The sequence below is a fragment of the Aromatoleum toluolicum genome, assembly GCF_012911005.2.
Classification (GTDB): domain Bacteria; phylum Pseudomonadota; class Gammaproteobacteria; order Burkholderiales; family Rhodocyclaceae; genus Aromatoleum; species Aromatoleum toluolicum.
Genome location: NZ_WTVS01000024.1, coordinates 56,736 through 78,717, shown reverse-complemented (window position 1 = coordinate 78,717; position 21,982 = coordinate 56,736). Strand labels below are relative to the sequence as shown.

At 66.0% G+C, this 21,982-nt stretch carries 12 protein-coding genes; 7 read left to right on the top strand and 5 right to left on the bottom strand.

From position 1 onward, the window contains the following. Positions 1–153: 153 nt before the first annotated feature. A complete protein-coding gene (locus tag GPA27_RS12975; protein WP_169141043.1) occupies positions 154–888 on the bottom strand; it encodes an alpha/beta fold hydrolase in 735 nt (244 codons plus the stop codon). A gap of 338 nt (positions 889–1,226) precedes the next feature. Here GPA27_RS12975 and GPA27_RS12970 point away from each other — a divergent pair, with 338 nt between their 5' ends. Beyond that, entirely contained in the window at positions 1,227–3,839 is a 2,613-nt protein-coding gene (locus GPA27_RS12970; RefSeq protein WP_169141042.1) for a chemotaxis protein CheB, read from the top strand. A gap of 18 nt (positions 3,840–3,857) precedes the next feature. Here GPA27_RS12970 and cls read toward each other — a convergent pair whose 3' ends face one another. Continuing rightward, positions 3,858–5,237: a cardiolipin synthase gene (gene cls, locus GPA27_RS12965; protein ID WP_169141041.1), complete on the bottom strand. Its 1,380-nt coding sequence runs from the start codon at positions 5,235–5,237 to the stop codon at positions 3,858–3,860. Positions 5,238–5,739: 502 nt separating this feature from the next. On the opposite strand from cls, the gene GPA27_RS12960 reads away from it, so the two are divergent. Together GPA27_RS12960 and GPA27_RS12955 are read left to right on the top strand one after the other, a co-directional pair. Then, positions 5,740–7,959, top strand: coding sequence for a putative bifunctional diguanylate cyclase/phosphodiesterase (locus GPA27_RS12960; protein WP_169141040.1), 2,220 nt, complete (start codon positions 5,740–5,742; stop codon positions 7,957–7,959). A 93-nt stretch (positions 7,960–8,052) separates the two neighbouring features. Continuing rightward, positions 8,053–9,492 carry a dihydrolipoyl dehydrogenase gene (locus GPA27_RS12955; protein ID WP_169141039.1) on the top strand — a complete coding sequence of 480 codons (1,440 nt, stop codon included), beginning with the start codon at positions 8,053–8,055 and terminating at the stop codon, positions 9,490–9,492. A gap of 38 nt (positions 9,493–9,530) precedes the next feature. On the opposite strand, the gene GPA27_RS12950 is transcribed toward GPA27_RS12955, so the two are convergent. The 3 genes from GPA27_RS12950 to GPA27_RS12940 form a co-directional block, all read right to left on the bottom strand. Continuing rightward, complete coding sequence (locus GPA27_RS12950; protein WP_169141038.1) at positions 9,531–10,028, bottom strand: hypothetical protein; 498 nt, start codon at positions 10,026–10,028, stop codon at positions 9,531–9,533. Positions 10,029–10,131: 103 nt separating this feature from the next. Further along, positions 10,132–10,296 carry a DUF1328 domain-containing protein gene (locus GPA27_RS12945; protein WP_076602890.1) on the bottom strand — a complete coding sequence of 55 codons (165 nt, stop codon included), beginning with the start codon at positions 10,294–10,296 and terminating at the stop codon, positions 10,132–10,134. A 118-nt stretch (positions 10,297–10,414) separates the two neighbouring features. Then, entirely contained in the window at positions 10,415–10,573 is a 159-nt protein-coding gene (locus GPA27_RS12940) for a DUF3309 family protein (protein WP_169141037.1), read from the bottom strand. Between the two features lie 374 nt (positions 10,574–10,947). Here GPA27_RS12940 and GPA27_RS12935 point away from each other — a divergent pair, with 374 nt between their 5' ends. From GPA27_RS12935 to GPA27_RS12920, 4 genes are all read left to right on the top strand, one after another. After that, on the top strand, positions 10,948–11,277 hold the full coding sequence (locus GPA27_RS12935) for an ElaB/YgaM/YqjD family protein (protein WP_246261080.1): 330 nt from the start codon (positions 10,948–10,950) through the stop codon (positions 11,275–11,277). A 125-nt stretch (positions 11,278–11,402) separates the two neighbouring features. Then, on the top strand, positions 11,403–11,717 hold the full coding sequence (locus GPA27_RS12930) for a BON domain-containing protein (protein ID WP_169141035.1): 315 nt from the start codon (positions 11,403–11,405) through the stop codon (positions 11,715–11,717). A gap of 178 nt (positions 11,718–11,895) precedes the next feature. After that, positions 11,896–13,122: an AI-2E family transporter gene (locus tag GPA27_RS12925; RefSeq protein ID WP_169141034.1), complete on the top strand. Its 1,227-nt coding sequence runs from the start codon at positions 11,896–11,898 to the stop codon at positions 13,120–13,122. 64 nt (positions 13,123–13,186) lie between these two features. After that, complete coding sequence (locus GPA27_RS12920; RefSeq protein WP_169141033.1) at positions 13,187–21,964, top strand: GH36-type glycosyl hydrolase domain-containing protein; 8,778 nt, start codon at positions 13,187–13,189, stop codon at positions 21,962–21,964. Positions 21,965–21,982: the final 18 nt, after the last annotated feature.

The following is a 21,982-nucleotide window of genomic DNA, read 5'->3' as shown; positions in this document are numbered from 1 at the left end:
GGGTGGGGCTGCCCTGCTAACGGGCGCGTGGCGGGTCACCTTCTGGGGCGCGCTCGCGATGGCGATTACCGCGGGTGTGGGGTCGCTGTTCGGCGCGGTGGTTTGAGCCGGTTCCGACAATGTTCGTCGCTGCTCATCGTCCAGTCAGCGGGGTCAGTTCGGGTTCGAACGTGGTGAGCCGAGGAGCTCCGACAGCCAGTCGTGCAAGAGCGCGGTAACCTGGTCCGGCTGTTCCAGCGGCAGGAGATGGCCGCATTCCTCGATGATCACGAGCTGCGCCTCTGCAATCCCGGCGACGAGCTCGTCGTGGACGTCCGGCGGCGTGACCTGATCGTCGCGCCCGCACATCACCAGCGTCGGGCAGCGGATGCTGGCGAGGGTAGGGCGGCTATCCGCGCGTCCGATGATGGCGCGCTGCTGACGCACGAACACGTCGCGTCCCAGGCCGTTCGCCATCGACTGGAAAACGCCACCCACCTCCGGTGTATTCGCATGGTCGGGATGCGCCATGCGTGCCAGCAGCTTTTCGATGACCGCGGGGAAGTCGGTTTCGGCGAGTGCGATGAGCTCCTCACGGGCCTTGGTGGCATCCGTCGTATCGGGGCGTGCACTCGTGCTCAGGAGTACCAGCGCCTGCACGCGCTCTCCCGCCTGGCGCATGATCTCGAACGCGACATAACCTCCCATCGACATCCCGGCGAGCATGAAGGGCCCCGCAGGCGCTTGCGCCAGGGCGTCCGCAGCAAGCGCACTGATCGAGTCCGAGCCGGTCAGGTCGGCGATCGTGATGCCGACCAGATCCGCCAAGGCCTCCGCCTGGTTCTCGAACAGGCTCGCGTCGTTGAGCAGCCCCGGCAGCATGAGCAGGTTCATCTTGTTCTTTTCCATGTGATCCATCTCCTCGACCTGTCGGCGCGGTGCAGATGCGCCCGCGCGTGCGGAAAACATCGAAAAGTCTGGTCGCCCGGGCCGGTCGTGTCGGTACGGTGCCGCACACAGGGCCTCGTCCGGCGTTCGCAGCCGTGCCCTTGTGTGCCGCCGTACAGACGCGGGTTCGTGGGGTGGGCAGGATGGCCATGCCGGGCGACCTACCTTCGGTATGGCGCTTCGGGGAAGACTGTTACAGTGTCGGCCGCCGACTTTGCACCACCTTCGGGTGCTCCGGCAGGTAGTGCCGTCGAGGCACTGTGGCCGGGAGTTGACCGGTGCTAAAAGGAAGTGTGGTCATGGCCAAGCAGGAACCCGATCCCTCCGCGCACACCGCGTCGCCGAAGGAGGCCGGCGGCGAAGCGTTTCCGGTCGTCGGCATCGGCGCCTCGGCCGGCGGTCTCGAGGCGCTGGAGCAGTTCCTGGCCAAGGTGCCGGAAGGCAGCGGCATGGCCTACGTGATCGTTCAGCACCTCGATCCGACCCACAAGGGAATGATGCCCGACCTGCTGCAGCGCGCTACGGCGATGCCGGTGGTGCAGGCCAGGAATCGTCTCAAGGTCAAGCCGGACCACGTCTATGTGATCCCGCCGAACCGCGACATGTCGATGCTGCGCGGTGCGCTCTACCTGTTCGAGCCTGCCGCGCCGCGCGGCTTGCGCCTGCCCATCGACTTCTTCCTGAAATCGCTGGCGGAAGACCGCCACCAGCTGGCGGTCGGCGTGATTCTGTCTGGCATGGGTTCGGATGGCAGCGCCGGCATGCGTGCGATCAAGGAAAACGCCGGTCTCGCGCTGGCGCAGGATCCGGCCACGGCGGCCTTTTCCGCGATGCCGCGCAGCGTGATCGATGCCGGCCTGATCGATATCGTCGCCCCCGCGGCCGAATTGCCCGCACGCATCCGCGCCAGCCTCAGGCACGGCACGCACGCTGCCGCAGCCGAACCCGTCGTCGACAGCCAGCTGCAAAGCGGACTGGAGAAGGTGCTGATCCTCCTGCGCGCGCACAACGGGCAGGATTTCTCGCTCTACAAGAAGACCACGCTCTACCGCCGCATCGAGCGACGCATGGGCATCCATCAGATCGACCGCATCGCCAGCTACGTCCGCTTCCTTCAGGAGAATCCGCAGGAGCTCGAGCTGCTGTTCAGGGAATTCCTGATCGGCGTGACCAGCTTCTTCCGCGACCCGGCAGCCTGGGACAGCCTGCGTGATGCGGCATTACCGCCATTGTTCGCGCGCGTGGCCGCAAGCCGCGTGCTGCGTGCCTGGGTGCCGGGCTGTTCGACCGGCGAAGAAGCCTACTCGCTGGCCATCGTCTTCAAGGAGTCGATGGAGAAGTTCAAGCCTGCCGGCCGTTTTTCGCTGCATATCTTCGCCACGGATCTCGACAGCGACGCGATCGACCGGGCGCGTCAGGGACGTTATCCGGCCAACATCGTCACCGACGTCTCGCCCGAGCGGCTGGCGCGTTTCTTTGTCGCCACCGACGACGGCTATCAGGTCAGCAAGGAAATCCGCGAGATGGTCGTGTTCGCCCCGCAGAACATGATCCAGGATCCGCCCTTCACCAAAGTCGATCTGCTGCTCTGCCGCAACGTGCTGATCTACTTCAGCGCCGAGCTGCAAAAAAAGCTGCTGCCGCTGTTCCATTACAGTCTCACGCCCGGCGGCGTGCTGTTTCTGGGCAACTCGGAGGCGCTTGGGGCGGCGACTGACCTGTTCGCCCCGATCGACGCCAAGGCGCGTATCTTTCGCCGCGTCGACATCCCGGCGCAGGCCGTCGACATCGACTTCCCGGCACGTTTCCGCAGTCTGCCCGTCTGGGAGGGCGAGGCCAGGGTGCCGCCTCCGCCCGCCAACCTGCAGAGCTTGGCAGACCAGTTGCTGTTGCGGCAGTTCGCGCCGGCGGCGGTGCTGGTCAATGACCGCGGCGACATCGTGTATATCAACGGCCGCACCGGACGTTACCTGGAGCCGGCCGCCGGCAAGGCCAACTGGAACATTTACGCGATGGCGCGCGAGGGGCTGCGCGCGGAAATCGGCAGCGCGCTGTACCAGGTCACGCGCAATCGCGGCCGCGTCGAGCGCACCGACATACGCGTGAGCGACGACGGAATGACGCGCAGGGTTGGCCTTGTCGTGCAGATGGTCGAGGAGCCGGAGCCGCTGCGCGGCATGGTGATGATCGTGTTTGCGGAGCTGCCGCCGCCGCCCGAAGCCCGCAAGGGCGGTCGCCGGACACCCAGCAGCGCGCGGCAGGCCGAACTGGAGCGTGAGCTGCAGCAGGCGCGCGACGAAGTCCGCACGCTGCGCGAGGAGATGCAGACCTCGCAGGAAGAACTCAAGTCGGCCAACGAGGAACTGCAATCGACCAACGAGGAATTGCAGTCGACCAACGAGGAGCTCACCACGTCGAAGGAGGAGATGCAGTCGCTGAACGAGGAGCTGCAGACGGTGAACATCGAGCTGCAGTCGAAGGTCGATGACCTGTCGAGCGCCAACAACGACATGCAGAATCTGCTCAACAGCACGGAGATCGCCACCGTCTTCCTCGACAACCGGCTCCATGTCCGGCGCTTCACCCCGCTGGCGACGCGCATCATCAAGCTGATTGCGGCCGATGCCGGGCGACCGTTGTCGGACCTCGTGACCGATCTGGACTACCCGGCATTGGAGGACGACGCCCGCGAGGTGCTGCGCACCCTGATATTCTCGGAAAAGCAGATCGCCACGCGCGACGGGCGCTGGTTTACGGTGCGCATCATGCCGTATCGCACGATGGACAACGTGATCGAGGGGGTCGTCATCACCTTCATCGACATCAGCGTCGCCAAGCGTCTGGAAGCGGAGCTGCGTGCGACGGTGGCTCGCGGTGTCGAGAAAAGGGGCGTGCAGGGGGCGGGGACGTGATCCGGCCGAACGCCTGACTCAGAGCCAGTATTCCCACGCCCGTGCAAACCATTCCTGCAGGCGCAGGTGGAGCGCGCGGCGCTCCCATTCCTCCAGCACGATCGCGTCGGACTCCGCCAGATCCTTCTTGAACATCGCCTGCACCTGGCCGCCGAACTCCGCGCCCAACACAACCGCGTTCAACTCGTAGTTGTGCAGGAAGCTGCGCCAGTCGAGGTTGGTCGACCCGACCGTAGACCACACGCCGTCGATCAGCGCGGTCTTGGAATGCAGGATTGCCCCGCGCCGCTCGTAGATCTTGACGCCCGCGCGCAGCAGTTGCCCGTAGTAGCGGCGTCCGGCATGGAACACCAGCCAGGAGTCGGTCTGGCTGGGCAGGATCAGCTTCACATCGACGCCGCGTCCGGCCGCGGCTTCGAGTGCGGCGAGTAGCTGCGGGTCGGGGACGAAATACGCGTTGGTCAGGTAGACGCTGGTCTCGGCGCTGCCGATGGCCGAGAGCAGCGTGGCGTAGATCAGGCTGAAGGGTTCGTCGGGCGAGCTGCCGATCGCGCGCACCACCTCCCGGCCGACGTTCTCGAGGCGCGGGAAATAGTTTCTCCCGGCCAGCGGATCGCCCTTCTGCGATTCCCACGTCGCGAGAAACAGCTTCTGGAACTCCGCAACCACCGGCCCCTGCAGCTGCAGGTCGGTATCGCGCCACGCCAGGCTGCCGTCAGGGCGGGGGCGTGAATGCTTGCCAGTGGAGCTGCCGGAGTAGACGCTGCTGATGTTGATGCCGCCCAGGAATGCGGTCCGTCCGTCGACGATCAGCAGCTTGCGGTGGTCGCGCTGGTTCAGCTCCCAGTCCTTGCGGGTCACCAGCGGGTTGAGGGGATTGAATTCGAGCACGCGGACGCCGTTTTCCGTCAGCTGCTGGAAGAAAGCCGCCGGCGTGCCGATGGTGCCTACGCTGTCACGGATGAGATTGACCTGGACGCCTTGCCGCTGCTTGTCGATCAGCGCCTGAGCGAAGTGCTGGCCGACGTCGTCGTCGTCGAGGATGTAGGTCTCCATGTTGATGTGGTCGCGCGCGTCCCGGATGGCCGACAGCATCGCCCGGTAGGTGGCGGGGCCGTCCTGCAGAAGCTGCACATGGTTGCCGGTCGTCAGGGGACTGCCGACGATGGCCTCTTCGAGTGCCAGGTGACGGGCGAAGATGTCGGTGTCGCGGCCGCTGCTCGCGAGCCGATCGAGGATGGCCTTGCTCTGCTCGGCCGACAGCGGGCCGCGTGCACCCTGCAGTTGCACCGCAGCGCCGCGGCGCGGGGCGAGGTCGGGCACGATGGTAGGCAGGCTCACGCAGCCGGCGAGCGCCAGCATCAGCACAGCCATCAACGGGGCGATCGATTTCGCCATCGAACCGTCCTCCGGAATCCTCTTGACAGGCTAAAGCGCAGCCGGGCAGGCAACGGGACGTCTCCCGGCAGGCAGGCGCACGATCCGCAGCACAGACTAAGTGTAGGCGATGCTTTGTTCTGTGCGCTGTCGAACCGAGGGGCGGGCTTGTGCGGCGTAAAGTCGCTTTCGAACAGTGCCGACTGCAGCGGCCACCCCGAGGAATCACGCTTCGGGCGACGCGGTAGCGCGCATTGCCCAATCCGGGCCATTCCGATTGGAATAACGTGAAGCGTGACGAGTACCGAGACGGGATCGGAGTAGCATACCTGTTGCAGGTATGCAGTCCGGTAGGCTCAAGGAGCCCATGTGGCAACCAGCAGGATGGCAGGAAAAACGCTCCAGGCGTCCGGGTTGCAACCGCCGCCGCGGCCTTCCCCTCTGACTCACCGACAAGGGCGCCTCCGCCCCGGAAGATTTTCATCGTCGGCATTGATGCGCGAGCGCGTGAGGATAAGGGACGATGGGCAAGAGCGCGGGTAGCAAGAACCCCCTGCGGATCGCCGCCGAAGCGCAACTGCGCGCGGGCGGGGATGGGCCGCAAGGATCGGATGATGCGCTGCTGCACGAACTCCAGGTGCATCAGATCGAACTGGAGATGCAGAACGAGGCGTTGCGCCACGCCCGCATCGAGGCGGAGGAGTCGCGCGATCGCTATGCGAATCTCTTCGATTTCGCCCCGATGGGCTATCTCACGCTGTCCCGCGATGAGGTCATCACCGAAGCCAATCTCGTCGCGGCGGCGCTCATGCGCGTGCCGCGATCGAAACTCAATCAGCGCAGATTCGACCAATTCATCGCCCCGCAGGCTCAGGACGATTGGCGGCGGCACATCGCCGCGGCGTGGCTGGGCCAGACCAACGTGACGCTGAATTGCGAATTGCAGCTGCGGCGGAGCGACGGCTCGCTTTTTCCGGCCCAGTTGCAGTGCGTGGTGATGGACATGGCGGGGCGGACACCGGTGATGCGCATCGCGTTTACCGACATCACCGAGCGTCGCCAGGCCGAGGAGGAGCGGCGCATCGCCGCCATCGCGTTCGAGTCGCAGGAGGGGATGATCGTGACCGACGCCAATGGCGTCATCATCAGGGTCAACCGCGCTTTTGCGGAACTGAGCGGTTACAGCGAGGCCGAGGCGGTGGGGAAGACGCCGGCCTTGCTGCGCTCGGGACGCCACGACAAGGCCTTCTACCGGAGCATGTGGCAGTCGCTCAAGGACACGCGCTACTGGCAGGGCGAAGTCTGGAATCGACGCAAGAACGGACAACTCTACGTCGCCTGGCTGACCATCTCCGCCGTTACGACGCCCGAGGGAGGCGTCTCCCATTACGTCGGCGCATTTTCCGATACCACCGAGAAGAGCCAGGCTGCGGCGGAGATCCACCGCCTGGCCTTCTTCGATCCGCTCACCCATCTGCCCAACCGGCGCCTGCTGCAGGACCGGCTGGGGCATGCGCTGGCAGCGAGCTCGCGCAATGGTCTGTATGGCGCGATCCTGTTTCTGGATCTGGACAACTTCAAGACGCTCAACGACACCCGTGGCCACGATGTCGGCGACCTGTTGCTGGTCGAGGTGGCGCAGCGCGTGCGCGCCGGCTTGCGTGAGGGCGACACGGTGGCACGCCTCGGTGGCGACGAGTTCATCATGATTCTGGAAAGCCTGGGCGCGGATGCGGAGGAGGCCGCCCTGCTGGCCAAACAGGTCGGCGAGAAGCTGACCGAAACCATCGCACAACCCTTCGAGCTCGGCGGCGCCGAATTCCACTGCACGACCAGTATCGGCGTGCGCCTGATGAGCGCGCACGATACCGTCGAGGATCTGCTGAAACATGCCGACCTCGCGCTGTATCAGGCCAAGACGGCCGGCCGCAACACGGTGCGCTTCTACGACCCGTCGATGCAGGCGGCGCTCGACCGGCGCAGCACGCTCGAGAACGAATTGCGCCACGCGATCAAACGCGGCGAGTTCACGCTGTATTACCAGCCGCAGTTCGACCACGCGCACCGCCTCATCGGCGCCGAGGCCCTGCTGCGCTGGCAGCACCCGAGACACGGATTGATCGCACCCGAGGAGTTCATCCCGATCTCGGAGCAGACGTCGATCATCCTGCCGATTGGCCGCTGGGTGCTCGAGACGGCCTGCGCGCAGCTCGCTGCATGGTCACATGGCGAGCGCACCCGCGGACTGATGCTGGGAGTCAACGTCAGTGCGCGCCAGTTCCACCAGCCCGAATTTGTCGATCAGGTGCGCCATGTGCTCGAGTCCAGCCGTGCGAATCCGCAACGCCTGACGTTCGAACTGACCGAAAGCATGGTGCTGGACGACGTCCCCGATACGATCCGCAAAATCTCGACGCTAAAGGAATTGGGTATGCACTTTTCGCTCGATGACTTCGGTACCGGGTTTTCCTCCTTTTCCTGCCTCACGCGCCTGTCGCTCGATCAGCTCAAGATCGACAAGTCGTTTGTCCTCAACCTTCCGGATAATGGCGCTGACGCGGCCATTGTCACGGCCATCATCACGATGGCGCGGAGCCTCGGCTTGAACATCATCGCCGAAGGGGTGGAAACCGAGGCGCAACGCGTGTTTCTCGCTAGTCAGGGGTGCAACGCCTATCAGGGGCATCTATTCGGCCGTCCCATGCCCGTCGAAGCCTTCGAGGCGTTCGTCAGCGGAATCTGATCCGGTTCGAAGTCCGCTATGCGGGCTTCCGCACTGACTCGATGGTGATGTGGAGCTAGTCTCATCCTCACGGTGGCAAAACGGGGATGAGACATGAAGACCGTGCAGGTTGATGTTGCAGTGGTCGGTGCCGGCACCGCAGGACTTGCCGCGTTCTACGCAGCGAGGAAGGCCGGGGCTGGTGCCGTGATCATCGAAGGCGGCGAGTATGGCACCACCTGCGCACGCGTCGGTTGCATGCCGAGCAAGCTCCTGATCGCCGCCGCTGAGGCCGCCCACGCAGTCGGGCGGGCCGCGGGGTTTGGCGTCCATGCCAACGGTGGTTTCCGCATCGATGGCCACGCGGTGATGGACCGTGTGAGGCGCGAGCGCGACCGCTTTGTCAGCTTCGTGCTGCGCGACGTCGAGGACATTCCCGATGCCGAGTGCATTCGCGGGCAGGCCAGCTTCGTCGACAACCATACGCTCGTGGTGGCCGATCATACGCGGGTCACGAGCAAGGCCATCGTCATCGCAACGGGTTCGCGTGCCGCGTATCCGGAGTCGTTCAAGTCCCTGGGCGACTGCCTGATCACCAGCGATGACGTGTTCGACTGGTACGATCTGCCCAAGGCCGTGGCCGTGATCGGCCCGGGGATCATCGGGCTGGAGTTGGGCCAGGCCCTGCACAGGCTGGGCGTGCGTGTTGCGGTGCTCGGGCGTGGCGGGCGCGTCGGCCCGATCAGCGATCCGGAGATCCGCGCATACGCCTGTGCGACCCTCAACGAGGAATTCACGCTGGCGCCCGATGCGCACGTTGCCGACATGCACCGTTATGGCGATCGTGTCGCCATTCGACGCGCGGGGCCGCAAGGCGCGGAGCTCATGGAGTATTTCGATTACGTGCTGGCGGCGACCGGCAGGACGCCCAACGTGGCGGACATCGGGCTCCACAGGACCACGCTCGAGCTCGACGCGAAAGGCGTACCGGTGTTCGATCCATTCACCACCCGGACGGTGAGCGCCGACGGGGCAAGCCCGATCTTCATTGCGGGCGATGCCGGCAACTTCATCCCGCTGCTGCACGAGGCGACCGACGAGGGGCGAATTGCCGGCCAGAATGCCGCTCGCCTCGCGCTCGGCAGCGAGGCGCGGCCAGGCCTGCGCCGCGCACGCATCGGCGTGGTGTTCACCGATCCGCAGATCGGCATCGTGGGCGGCGGCCTGCGTGCGCTGAAACCGGGCACCTTCGCCACCGGACAGGTGAGTTTCGAAGACCAGGGCCGTTCGCGCATCCTGCTCCGGAACAAGGGCCTGCTGAATCTCTACGGCGATCTCGCGAGCGGCAAATTCCTGGGCGCGGAAATGCTGGCCCCCGCGGCCGAGCATCTGTCACACCTGCTTGCGTGGGCGCTGCAGAACGGGATGACGGTCGCGCAGATGCTCGAGATGCCGCTCTATCACCCGGTGATCGAAGAAGGATTGCGCACTGGGCTGCGTGACCTTGACGTCAAGCTGCGCGCTGCGCAGGGCGAGGTCGGAAAGGCGGCCTGATCTGCCGGAGGTGGGGCCCGCGAAGGCAGGGGGAGTAGTCACTCGCCCCTGGAGACGAACATGACCTTCGTCGTGCGTCCGGATGCGACGACGTCGATGCGCCTGTTTTGCCACGCGCCGTCAATTTCGGCACCGATCTGGTAGGACCCAGGCGGCAGCTTGAGGTAAAGCAGGGGGCCGTCGCTGACGCCGGAATGGATCTTCTGGCCGTTGCGCCGGGTCACGGTGACGGGAATGTTGGCGAGGTAGTCGCCATTACGGGCGCTGAACACGACATGCACGTTGTAAGCGGACGCCGACCTGCGCATCTCTTCGCGTGCTTCATCGCCGATTCCGCCGCTCATCCAGGGCACTTCCGCCTGCGGCGAGCTGGCGGCGTTGATTCGCTCAGCCGCTTCGCCGTCCTGGGCCCACAGCGGGGCACCGTGCAGGGCCACGACGAGCGCTACCACAAGGGCCGGCAGCCCGCTCCGCACGGACAGGCGGACAGGACGTCGGGCAGCCGGATGGCCGGGTGCTGACAGGGGATTTCTCATGGGCTGCTCTCTGAATGAATCGTGAAGTTGCGCGAACGAACAATCCGCACGCACCCGCACGCGATCGTCTGACCGCCGTGGGGGTGCCATCGCGGTACCACGGTCATTTTCGGCCTCTGAATCCCATGACAAGCGAAACGATAAAGAGGATGAGGAAAATGAAGAACAGGATCTTGGCGATCTCGACGGCACCGGCAGCGATGCCGGTAAAGCCGAGCACCCCCGCGATCAGTGCGATGACCAGGAACACCGCGGCGTAATACAGCATTTTCGTTGCTCCCCGTTAATTGAAGCCAACGCGGCAAGCATCACAGGCCTGGACTGCGACCTGAGCTGCGCACCGCATGGTCTGCGTGCGCGCCTTCAGGGTCGGGCGGAACGACGCGCTATATCTTGCCCAACAGCAGCAGGATAAGCAGGATCAGCACGATCAGGCCGAGACCACCGCTGGGACCATATCCCCAACTCTGGCTGTGCGGCCAGGCTGGAATCGCGCCGATCAGCATCAACACCAGGATGATCAGCAGAATTGTTCCGATTGACATTTTGATTCTCCCGAAAGTGAGCCGGAGCAGCGCAGCGTTCGGGAAAACTCCCGAAGCGCGCCAATGCCGCTCTTCTCGGCGCGCACGCACCAGCCGGCGATTTCCGCAGTCATCGCCCCATGCTTGACTGCAATCCTACTCACTGGAGTGCGCCCGTCTGTACGCCAGCGCACAGACGGCATGCCTGGTGAGGAACAGGATGCGTACCAGAGGAGCGCCTGGGCTTGGACGTATGGCCATCCGCCTGCAAGGACATGCGTGTTCATGTCAAAAGCGAGCGCGGCAAATCGGTTCCTCATCGATGGCGATGCTGCGGCAGCAAGTCCGGCCGCGACTGTCGTCCCGCCCATTCATTCACTCCGGGAGAAATGACGATGAACGATCTGACCCATGGCCATGGCAATGTCGAACAGCTGAAGGACAAGCTGGTGAAGGATCTGAAAAGCGTAGGGGCCGATGCCGACGGCCTGCTGAAGGAGGTCGCCAGTTCCACCGCCGAGGAGTTCGCCGCGGCTCGCACGAGGATCGAAGCAAAGCTCGGCGAGGCGAAATCCAGACTCGATACCTCGCGACATGCGGTTGCGGAAAAGGCAAGGCGCTCCGCAGACGCCACGCATGAGTACGTGGTGGAGAACCCCTGGAAAGTCCTCGGACTTGCCGCGGCGGCGGGAGTCATCGTCGGAATCCTGATGAGCCGCCGTTGATTCACGGGCTGGCCGAGGGAGTCGATTCAGGGTGCAACGTATCGGCGGGGCGTCGGAAACAAGAGGCAAGAAGCAAGAAGCAAGAAGCAAGAAATCCTTTCTTATGCATCTCTGGAGAATTCATCATGAAACAGTTCGGCAAATATCTTTCCGCATTCTTCCTGGCCCTCACGCTGGTGACGGCAGTGGGTTGTTCATCCACCCCGAAGCAGGAGGGGACCGCTGAGTACATCGACGACAGCGTCATCACGACCAAGGTGAAGGCGGCGATCCTCAAGGAGCCCTCGCTGAAAGTCGCGGAGATCAACGTCGAGACATTCAAGGGCGTCGTGCAACTGAGCGGCTTTGTGGCCGAGAAGGCCGACATCGGCAAGGCCGCCGACGTGGCACGCACCGTGGGCGGCGTGAAATCGGTCAAGAACGACCTGCGCCTCAAGTGAGGACGGACCGTCGCGGACTGCTGTCGAACCCTGGGTTCGGGAGTGGCTGCGACGGTGTGCTGCTGTTCATCGGAGTTCTTTCGCGGCGAAACTGCTGAACGAATGGCACGACACCTCTTGTGAATCCCCCGTAACATTTCGCGCGCAGGCGCGAGCCGCACGCTGAGGTGCGAGGAAAATGAAACGCTCCGGCGACATTCCGGCTGCAGCGCCCGTGAAGCCGGAATCCCAAACCGGTGCAGGAGACGATGTCGCGGAGTCGGTCGTCATCCCGGCTGCAGTTACCGATGATGCGACCGCGCTCACGGTCGATGCGGGAACGGATGCGAAGGGCTTGGCGCTGGGCATCCTTGCCACCGTGGCGGTGGTGTTCGCGTTGGAGTGGGCGCAGGGCTTCTTCATCTCGATGCTGCTCGGGATCCTGTTCGCGTACACGCTGAACCCGCTTGTGGTGTGGCTCGAGCGGATCAGGGTTCCGCGCGTGGCGGGTTCCGTCGTGGTGATGGTGGGGGTCGTGTGTGCGCTTGGCCTGGGGACATTCTCCTTGCGCGGGCAGATGCAGACGATCCTCGATCAGGTGCCCGACGCGGTCAGCAAAGTGTCGGCCGGCCTCAACAGTCTGCGCAAAGGCGAGGCGAGCACGATGCAGAAGGTGCAGACCGCGGCGAGCGAGATCGAGAAGGTCACGAGCCAGGCTGCAGGCATGGGCACCACGCCGCGCCAGCCGGCGACGCGCGTCGTCGTCGATTCACCCGGCTTCAAGCTCGGCAACTTCCTTTTGGTGGGCTCCATGGGGGCCGTGGGGCTGATCGGCCAGGCAGCCATGGTGCTGTTCCTGACCTTCTTCCTGCTGCTCTCCGGCGATACCTACAAGCGGAAGCTGGTGCGCCTCACGGGCCCCTCGATCTCGAGCAAGAAGATCACCGTACACATCCTTGACGACATCAACGAATCGATCCAGCGCTACATGTTCATGCTGCTGGCGACCAATGTGCTGGTGGGCGTGCTCACCTGGATCGCGTTGCGCTGGGTGGGGCTCGATAACGCCGGTGCCTGGGCCGCGGCGGCAGGGCTGCTGCACATCATCCCGTACTTCGGTCCGGCCGTCGCGGCTGCCGGCATCGGCATGGCGGCCTTCATGCAGTTCGACGTCCTGTCGACGGCCTTGCTGGTCGCGGGGGCGACAGTGGCGATCGCGACCTTCGTCGGCACCTTCGTCACCACCTGGATGACCGGCCGGATCGCCAAGATGAACACGGCCGCCGTTTTCGTCTCGCTGCTGTTCTGGGCATGGCTGTGGGGCGTGTGGGGCTTGTTGCTGAGCATTCCGATCACCGTCATCGCGAAGGTGGTGACGCAGCATGTGGAGGAACTCGAGTCGGTGGCGGAGTTGCTTGGAGAGTAGCGGTTCCGCGCGCGTGATGCGCTGCCCTTGTTGAGGTTTCATCTTCTGGAAAAAGGCCCCTGAATTGAACGCCGGCACGAAGCTCATCGCATATTTGCAGCAGTTGGAGACGCAGCTTCGCGCCGGCGGCTGGCCACGGACCTCGCCCGACGAGGAACCGCCGCTGCGATCGGAATTGTTCAGCGCCGATCAGATGGAACAGCATGGCAAGGCGCTCGCGGCGGCGCACCGGTTGGCCCCGGGGCGCGGTCCGGATCAGCTTCTGGGGCGACTGGCGGCGAATGAGAGCGCCCTGGTCGGCGTGTGCAGGCTGCTGACCGTTGCGGTGACGGAGAACCGCCGCATCACGCCGGCTGGGGACTGGCTGCTCGACAATTTCTATCTCATCGAAGAGCAGATCAGCACCGCCAAGCGACACCTTCCCAAAGGCTACAGCCGGGAGCTGCCGCGGCTGGATGAGGGCGCATCGGGGGAGTCGGCCGGACGGCCGCGCGTCTATGACATTGCGCTGGAGGCGGTGGCGCATGGCGACGGTCGCGTGGATACCGAGAGTCTCAGCCGCTTCGTCGCGGCCTACCAGAGCGTGACGGCCCTCAAGCTGGGCGAATTGTGGGCGGTACCGATCATGCTGCGGTTGGCATTGATCGAGAATCTGCGGCGCGTCGGCGTGCGTATCGCCGCCGGGTGGGCGGAGCGGAATCTGGCCGATTCGTGGGCGGACCAGATGACGGAGACCGCCGAGAATGATCCGAAGAGCCTGATCCTGGTGATCGCGGACATGGCGCGTTCGGATCCGCCGATGGTCAGCGCGTTCGTCGCCGAACTCGCACGCCGCTTGCAGGGGCGGGGGCCCGCACTGGCCCTGCCGCTGACCTGGATCGAGCAGCGCCTCTCCGAGTCGGGCCTGACCATCGAACAGATGGTGCAGTCGGAGAACCAGCAACAGGCCGCCGATCAGGTCTCCATCAGCAACAGCATCGGCAGTCTCCGCGTTCTGGGCGCGATGGACTGGCGCGACTTCGTCGAAAGCATGAGCGTCGTCGAGCAGACATTGCTGCAGGACCCGGCCAACGTCTACGCCCGCATGGATTTTGCCACCCGCGACCGCTACCGCCATGCAACGGAAGCCATCGCGCGGAAAGGTCGTCTGACCGAGGGCGAAGTGGCGCGCAAGGCAGTCGAGCTGGCGCGCGCCGGCGCGGCGGTCGACCTCGGCGGCGAGGGCATTGATCGGGCAGGGCACGTCGGCTACTACCTTATCGACCGGGGCCTGCCCGCGCTCGAGCAGGCGGCGGAAGTCCGCCATTCCGGCCTCGAGGCCTTGCGCCGGACGGTAGGCCGGGTTCCGCTGATCACCTATCTGGGCGCGATCGCGCTGATCACCTTGATCCTCACCGGCTGGCTGCTGACGCAGGCGCTTCGCGCCGGCACATCCGTCTGGGCGCTGCTGCCGATTGCCTTCGTCGTGGTGCTGGCGGTGAGCCAGTTGGCCGTGGCGCTGGTGAACTGGCTGGCAACGCTGCTGGTGGCGCCGCATCCGCTGCCCAGGATGGATTTCTCGGACGGGATCCCGGCGCAATCGCGCACGCTGGTGGTGGTCCCGACCATGCTCACCAGTGCGCAAAACGTCGAGGATCTGGTCGAGGCGCTGGAGGTCAGGTTTCTGGCGAATCGCGATGCAAGCCTGCACTTCGGTCTGCTGACCGACTTTCTGGACGCGCAGCAGGAGTCGCTCCCCGAGGACGGCCCGCTGATGGCGTTGGCGCGGACGCGGATCGAAGAGCTCAACGAGAAGTACGGCAGCGGCGAGGGCTGGATCCGGGGCGACATCTTCTTCCTCTTCCACCGGCCGCGGCGCTGGAACCCGCAGGAACGGGTGTGGATGGGACATGAGCGCAAGCGCGGCAAGCTCGCGGACCTGAACGCGTTGTTGCGGGGACGCGTGCGCGATGATGCCGGCGACCACTTCTCGCTCGTCGTCGGGGATACGGCGATCCTGACCGGCGTGAGGTACGTCATCACCCTCGATACGGACACGCAATTGCCGCGCGATACGGCGCGGCAGCTCGTCGCCGCGCTGGCGCACCCGCTGAATCGCGCGCGCTACGACAAGGACAGATGTCGCGTGTGCGAGGGCTATGCCATCCTGCAACCGCGCGTGTCGGTCAGCCTGCCGGGGACGAACCGCTCGCGCTATGCGCGTCTGTACGGCGGGGAACCGGGCATCGACCCATACACGCGCGCGGTGTCGGACGTCTATCAGGACGTGTTCGGCGAAGGCTCGTTCATCGGCAAGGGGATCTACGACGTCGATGCGTTCGAGCAGGCGCTGGATGGCTGCTTTCCGGAAAATCGCATCCTCAGTCACGACCTTCTCGAAGGCTGTTACGCGCGCGCCGGGCTGTTGAGCGACGTGCAGGTGTACGAGGACTATCCTTCCCGCTACAGCGCCGACGTGAGCCGCCGTCATCGCTGGATCCGGGGCGACTGGCAACTCGCGGGATGGTTGCTGCGGCGCGTCCCGGGCGAGGGCGGCTGCCGCCGGCCGAACCCGCTGTCGATGCTGTCGCAGTGGAAGCTGGTCGACAACTTGCGCCGCAGCCTCGTCCCGACGGCGCTGACGCTGGTCTTGCTGTGCGGATGGACGTTCCTGGCGCCGGCGTGGTTGTGGACGCTGGCGGTGATCGGCATCCTGCTGATTCCCTCGGTGTGCGCCGCCATCGTCGATCTGTTGCGCAAGCCCGATGAGGTGCTGCTGCGCCAGCACCTCGCAGCGGTTGCGAACTCGGCGGCACGGCGCTTGATGCAGGTGGGGTTCGAGCTGGCCTGCCTGCCGTATGAGGCGTTCTTCAGCCTCGATGCGATCGTGCGCACGGCCTGGCGCATGTTCGTCGCGCGCAGACGGCTGCTCGAATGGAAACCGTCGAGCGAGGTCGATCGCGAGCTGGCCGGGCGGGGCCGCAGCGACGCTGCCGCGTGCTGGCGGTCGATGTGGGCGGGCCCCGTACTTGCCGCGGTGACGGCGGCCTGGTTGGTGGTTGCAGAGCCGATGGCGCTGGTGGTGGCGGGGCCGATCCTGCTGTTGTGGTTCGCGTCGCCCGGCATCGCGTGGTGGATCAGCCGCCCGCTGGCGCGCCGCGCGGTGGCGCTGACGGTCGACCAGACCCTCTTCCTGCGCGCCCTTGCGCGTCGCACCTGGGCGTTCTTCGACGCCTTCGTCGATGCGGACGATCACTGGCTGCCGCCTGACAATTATCAGGAGTATCGCGTTGCCGCGGTCGCGCATCGCACGTCGCCGACGAATATCGGGATGGCCTTGCTGGCGAATCTGTCCGCGTACGACTTCGGCTACATCCCGGCCGGGTTGCTCCTCGAGCGCACGGCCAATACCCTGCGCACGATGGACGCGCTGGAGCGGCACCGCGGGCATTTCTACAACTGGTACGACACGCAGACGCTGAACCCTTTGCCGCCGCTGTATGTGTCGACCGTGGACAGCGGCAACCTCGCCGGCCACCTGCTGACCTTGCGTGCCGGCCTGCTCGCGCTGGCCGATGAACCGGTTCTGGCTGGGCAGCTGTTCGACGGCCTGCGCGACACGCTCAGGGTTTTCGCGGAGGTCGCCGAGTCGGCGGACAAGGCGGCCGCGGGCCGGCTGGCGGAGTTCAGGAGCGCACTGGAAGCCGCCGCCGCCGCCCCCCCGGATACCCTCCCAGCGGCGCACGCCACGCTGACGCGGCTGGCGACCGGCGCTGGCGAACTCGCCGCACGGGTTGTCGCGAGCCTCGATGTCGGGGATGGCCCGGCGCCCGAGCGCGCAACGAAGGGCGCGGATGCCCAAGGGTGGGCGCAGGCGCTTGCCCGCCAATGCCAGGACGCGCTGGATGAGCTGGGTTTCCTCGCGCCGTGGCTGGCGCTGCCGGCGGCAACGGATGGGGGGGAGGCGCATGTCGCCGAACGCGTCGCCGAGGGTGTCAACCCGAGCGGCATCCCGACCCTGCGCGCACTGGCGGCGGCAGGGAGCACCCATGCGCAGGACAGGATGGCGCTCATCGAGCGCCTGGCGCTGCAATGCGGCGAACTGGCGCAGATGGACTATGAGTTCCTGTTCGACAAGACACGGCACCTGCTGACCATCGGCTACAACGTCCAGGAGCGCCGACTGGATGCGAGTTACTACGACCTGCTCGCCTCCGAAGCGCGTTTGTGCAGTTTCGTGGCCATTGCCCAGGGGCAGATGCCGCAGGAGAGCTGGTTCACGCTTGGACGCCTGCTCACCGCCACCGGTGGCGAGCCGGTGTTGCTGTCGTGGAGCGGTTCGATGTTCGAGTACCTTATGCCGCTGCTGGTGATGCCGAGCTACGACAACACGCTGCTCGACCAGACCTGCAAGGCGGCGGTGGCGCGCCAGATCGAGTACGGCGCCCAGCGCGGCGTTCCGTGGGGCATCTCGGAATCCGGCTACAACACCGTCGACATGCACCTCAATTACCAGTACCGCGCCTTCGGCGTGCCGGGGCTGGGACTCAAGCGCGGGTTGGCCGACGACCTGGTGATCGCGCCCTATGCCTCGGTGCTCGCGCTGATGGTGGCGCCCGAGGAGGCGTGCGTGAATCTGCAGCGACTCGCCGCCGAAGGCTTCCTTGGCAAGTTCGGCTTCTTCGAGGCGATCGACTACACGCCGGCCCGCCAGCGTCGCGGGCAATCGCACGTGGTGGTGCGCTCCTTCATGGCCCACCACCAGGGCATGAGCCTGCTGGCGCTCGCCTACCTGCTGCTCGACCGCCCGATGCAACTCCGCTTCGAGTCGGACCGTCTGTTCCAGGCAATCATGCTGCTGCTGCAGGAGCGCATCCCGAAGGCCACGGCCTTGTTTGCGCATACCGCGCAACTCTCGGAAGTGCGCGCGACGTCGGTCGCGGCGGAAACGCAGATCCGGGTGTTCAATACCCCGCATACGCCGATACCCGAGGTGCAGCTGCTGTCGAACGGCCGGTATCACGTGATGGTCACGAACGCGGGGGGTGGTTACAGCCGCTGGAAGGACCTCGCCGTCACGCGCTGGCGTGAAGACGGCACCTGCGACAACCGCGGAACCTTCTGCTATGTCCGCGAAGTGACCGGCGGGGCTGGCGGCGAGTTCTGGTCGGCCGCCTATCAGCCGACGCTCAAGCGCCCCGCGATGTACGAGGCCATTTTCTCCGAAGGGCGCGCCGAATTCCGCCGCCGCGACGCGGTTACCGGCGGCGACGGCGATTTCGAGACCTACACCGAGATCGTCGTGTCGCCCGAGGACGATATCGAGCTGCGCCGGGTCCGCATCACCAATCGCTCGGGGCTGCGCCGGGAGGTCGAGGTCACGAGCTACGCCGAGGTCGTGATCGCGCCGCCGGCCGCCGATGCGCTGCATCCGGCGTTCAGCAATCTTTTCGTGCAGACCGAGATCCTGCGCGAGCGGTGCGCGATCCTGTGCACGCGCCGGCCCCGCTCGGCGGGCGAGCAGGTGCCGTGGATGCTGCACCTGATGGCGGTGCATGGTGCCGACGTCGGCGAAGCGTCCTACGAGACCGATCGCCTGCGCTTCATCGGCCGTACGAGGAGCGCTGTCGATCCGCTGGCGATGGGCGAGTCGGGCCCGCTCTCGGGCACCGACGGATCCGTGCTGGATCCGATCGTCGCCATCCGTCATCGCATCGCCATCGATCCGGAACAGGCGGTCACGATCGACATCGTGTCGGGCATCAGTGACACGCGCGACGCGGCCGTGAGCCTGGTCGAGAAATACTTCGACCGGCACCTCGCGGACCGCGTCTTCGACCTGACCTGGACCCACAGCCAGGTGGTGCTGCGGCAGCTCAATGCCAGCGAGGCCGACTCGCAGCTGCACGCGCGCCTGGCCAGCTCGGTCATCCACGCCAATGCCTCCCTGCGCGCCGATCCGGCGGTGCTGATCAAGAATCGCCGCGGCCAGTCGGGGCTGTGGGGTTACGCGATCTCCGGCGACCTGCCGATCGTGCTGCTGCAGATCGGGGACTCGGCCAATATCGATCTCGTCCGCCAGCTCGTGCAGGCCCACGCCTACTGGCGGCTCAAGGGACTCGCGGTGGACCTGGTGATCTGGAACGAGGAGCACTCCGGCTACCGGCAACGCCTGCAGGAACAGATCATGGGGCTGATCGCCTCCGGAACCGAGGCGAGCGTGATCGACCGGCCGGGGGGCATCTTCGTGCGGCCGGCGGAGCAGATGTCGGGCGAAGACCGCATCCTGCTGCAGTCGGTGGCGCGCGCCATCATCACCGACGGCCGCGGCACGCTGGTGGAACAGCTCGACCTGCGTCCCCTTGCGGAACCACGGCCGCCGCGCTTCGTGCCGAGTCGCGCGCAACGCATCGAAGGTTCGTCCCTCGCCGCGCCGCCGCGCCGCGACCTGATCCTGTTCAACGGGCTCGGCGGATTCACGCCCGACGGGCGCGAGTACGTCATGGCGCTCGCGCCCGGCGACGTGACGCCGGCGCCGTGGGTGAACGTCCTCGCAAATCCCCACTTCGGGACGATCGTGTCGGAGAGCGGCGCGGCCTACACCTGGAGCGAGAACGCGCACGAATACCGCGTCACCCCCTGGCACAACGACCCGGTGAGCGACCTGGGCGGTGAGGCGCTGTACCTGCGCGACGAAGAGACCGGCCAGTTCTGGTCGCCCACGCCGCTGCCCGCCAGTGCGGAGTCGTCCTATGTCGTGCGCCACGGATTCGGCTACAGCGTCTTCGAGACGCGCTGCGCGGGCATCTGGTCGGAGCTGTGCGTCTTCGTGGCGCTGGATGCCCCGGTCAAGTTCTCGGTGTTGAAAGTCCGGAACGAATCCGGGCGTCCGCGCCGGCTCTCGGTGACCGGCTACGTCGAGTGGGTGCTCGGCGATCTCGCCGCGAAGTCGGCCATGCACGTCAGCACCGAAATCGACCCCCGCAGCGGTGCGCTCTACGCGCGCAACCCGTACAGCATGGAGTTTGCCGATCGGGTGGCCTTCTTCGACGTGGATGACCCGACGCGCAACCTGAGCGGCGACCGCACGGAATTCCTCGGGCGCAACGGCACGCTGCGCAATCCCGCGGCGATGAGCCGTTCGCGCCTGTCCGGCAAGGTGGGCGCAGCCCTGGACCCCTGCGGTGCGATCCAGGTGAATTTCGAGCTGGGCGACGGGCAGGAGCGCGACATCGTCTTCCGCCTCGGCGCAGGGCGCAACGTCGAAGATGCCGGCAAGCTCGTGCAGCGCTTCCGCGGCAGCCTGGCCGCGCGCGGTGCGCTGGAAGCGGTGCAGCTGCACTGGAAGCACACGCTCGGCGCGGTGCAGGTGGAAACGCCCGATCCGTCCGTGAATGTGCTGACCAACGGCTGGCTGGTGTACCAGACGCTGGCGTGCCGCATCTGGGCCCGCAGCGGTTACTACCAGTCGGGTGGGGCCTTCGGTTTCCGCGACCAGTTGCAGGACGTGATGGCGCTGATCCACGCCGAGCCCGCGCTGGTGCGCGCGCACCTGCTGCTGTGCGCGAGCCGTCAGTTCCAGGAGGGCGACGTCCAGCACTGGTGGCATCCGCCGGCAGGCCGGGGGGTGCGCACGCGCTGTTCCGACGACTACCTGTGGCTGCCGCTGGCGGTGTGCCGCTACGTAACGGGCACCGGCGACGTCGCGGTGCTGGATGAGGCCGTGCACTTCCTCGAAGGCCGCCCGGTCAATCCGGAAGATGACTCCTACTACGATCTGCCCGGCCGCTCGGTCGACGTGGACAGCCTGTACCAGCACTGCGTGCGCGCCATCCGCCACGGCCTGCGCTTCGGCGAGCGCGGGTTGCCGCTGATCGGCGCCGGCGACTGGAACGACGGCATGAATCTGGTGGGCATCAAGGGCAAGGGCGAGAGCGTGTGGCTGGGCTTCTTCCTGTGCGAGGTGCTCAGGCAGTTCGCCGGGGTGGCGCGGGCGCACGGTGACGCAGCCTTCGCCGAGCTGTGTGCGGAGGAGGGCGCGCAGCTGCGCCGGAACATCGAGCAGCATGCCTGGGACGGCCAATGGTACCGCCGCGCCTGGTTCGACGACGGCACGCCGCTCGGCTCCGCAGGCAACGTCGAATGCCGCATCGATTCGATCTCGCAGAGCTGGTCGGTGCTGTCCGGGGCCGGCGACGCGGAGCGCTCGCGCATGGCCATGAAGTCGGTCGACGACCACCTCGTGCGCCGCGACTACGCGCTCGTCCAGCTTCTCGATCCGCCCTTTGACAAGTCGAACCTCGACCCCGGCTACATCCGCGGCTACGTGCCGGGCGTGCGCGAGAACGGCGGGCAATACACCCACGGGGCGATCTGGGCGGCGATGGCGTTTGCCGCGCTGGGTGACGGCGCGCGTGCGTGGGAGCTGCTGACCCTGATCAACCCGGTCAATCACGCGCTGTCGGCGCAGGGCGTCGCCACCTACAAGACGGAACCCTACGTGGTCGCGGCCGACGTCTACGCGCTCGCGCCGCACATCGGCCGCGGCGGCTGGAGCTGGTATACCGGCTCGGCTGGCTGGATGTACCGGCTGATCGTGGAATCCCTGCTGGGCCTGAGCCTGGCGGGCGACACCCTGCATCTCGCCCCCTGCCTGCCCGCGGACTGGCATGCGTACAAGATCAACTACCGCTATCGCGACACCGTCTATCACATCGCCGTCGCTCAAATGCGTGTCGGCGACGAGCGGGAAAGCGGCGTGACGAGCGTGACGGTGGACGGCGTCGAGCGACCCGACAAGGCGATTCCGCTGGTCGATGACCGGCAGGAACACCTGGTCGAGGTGCGCGTGCATGCGAAATAACGGCCTGGCAGGCGCCGC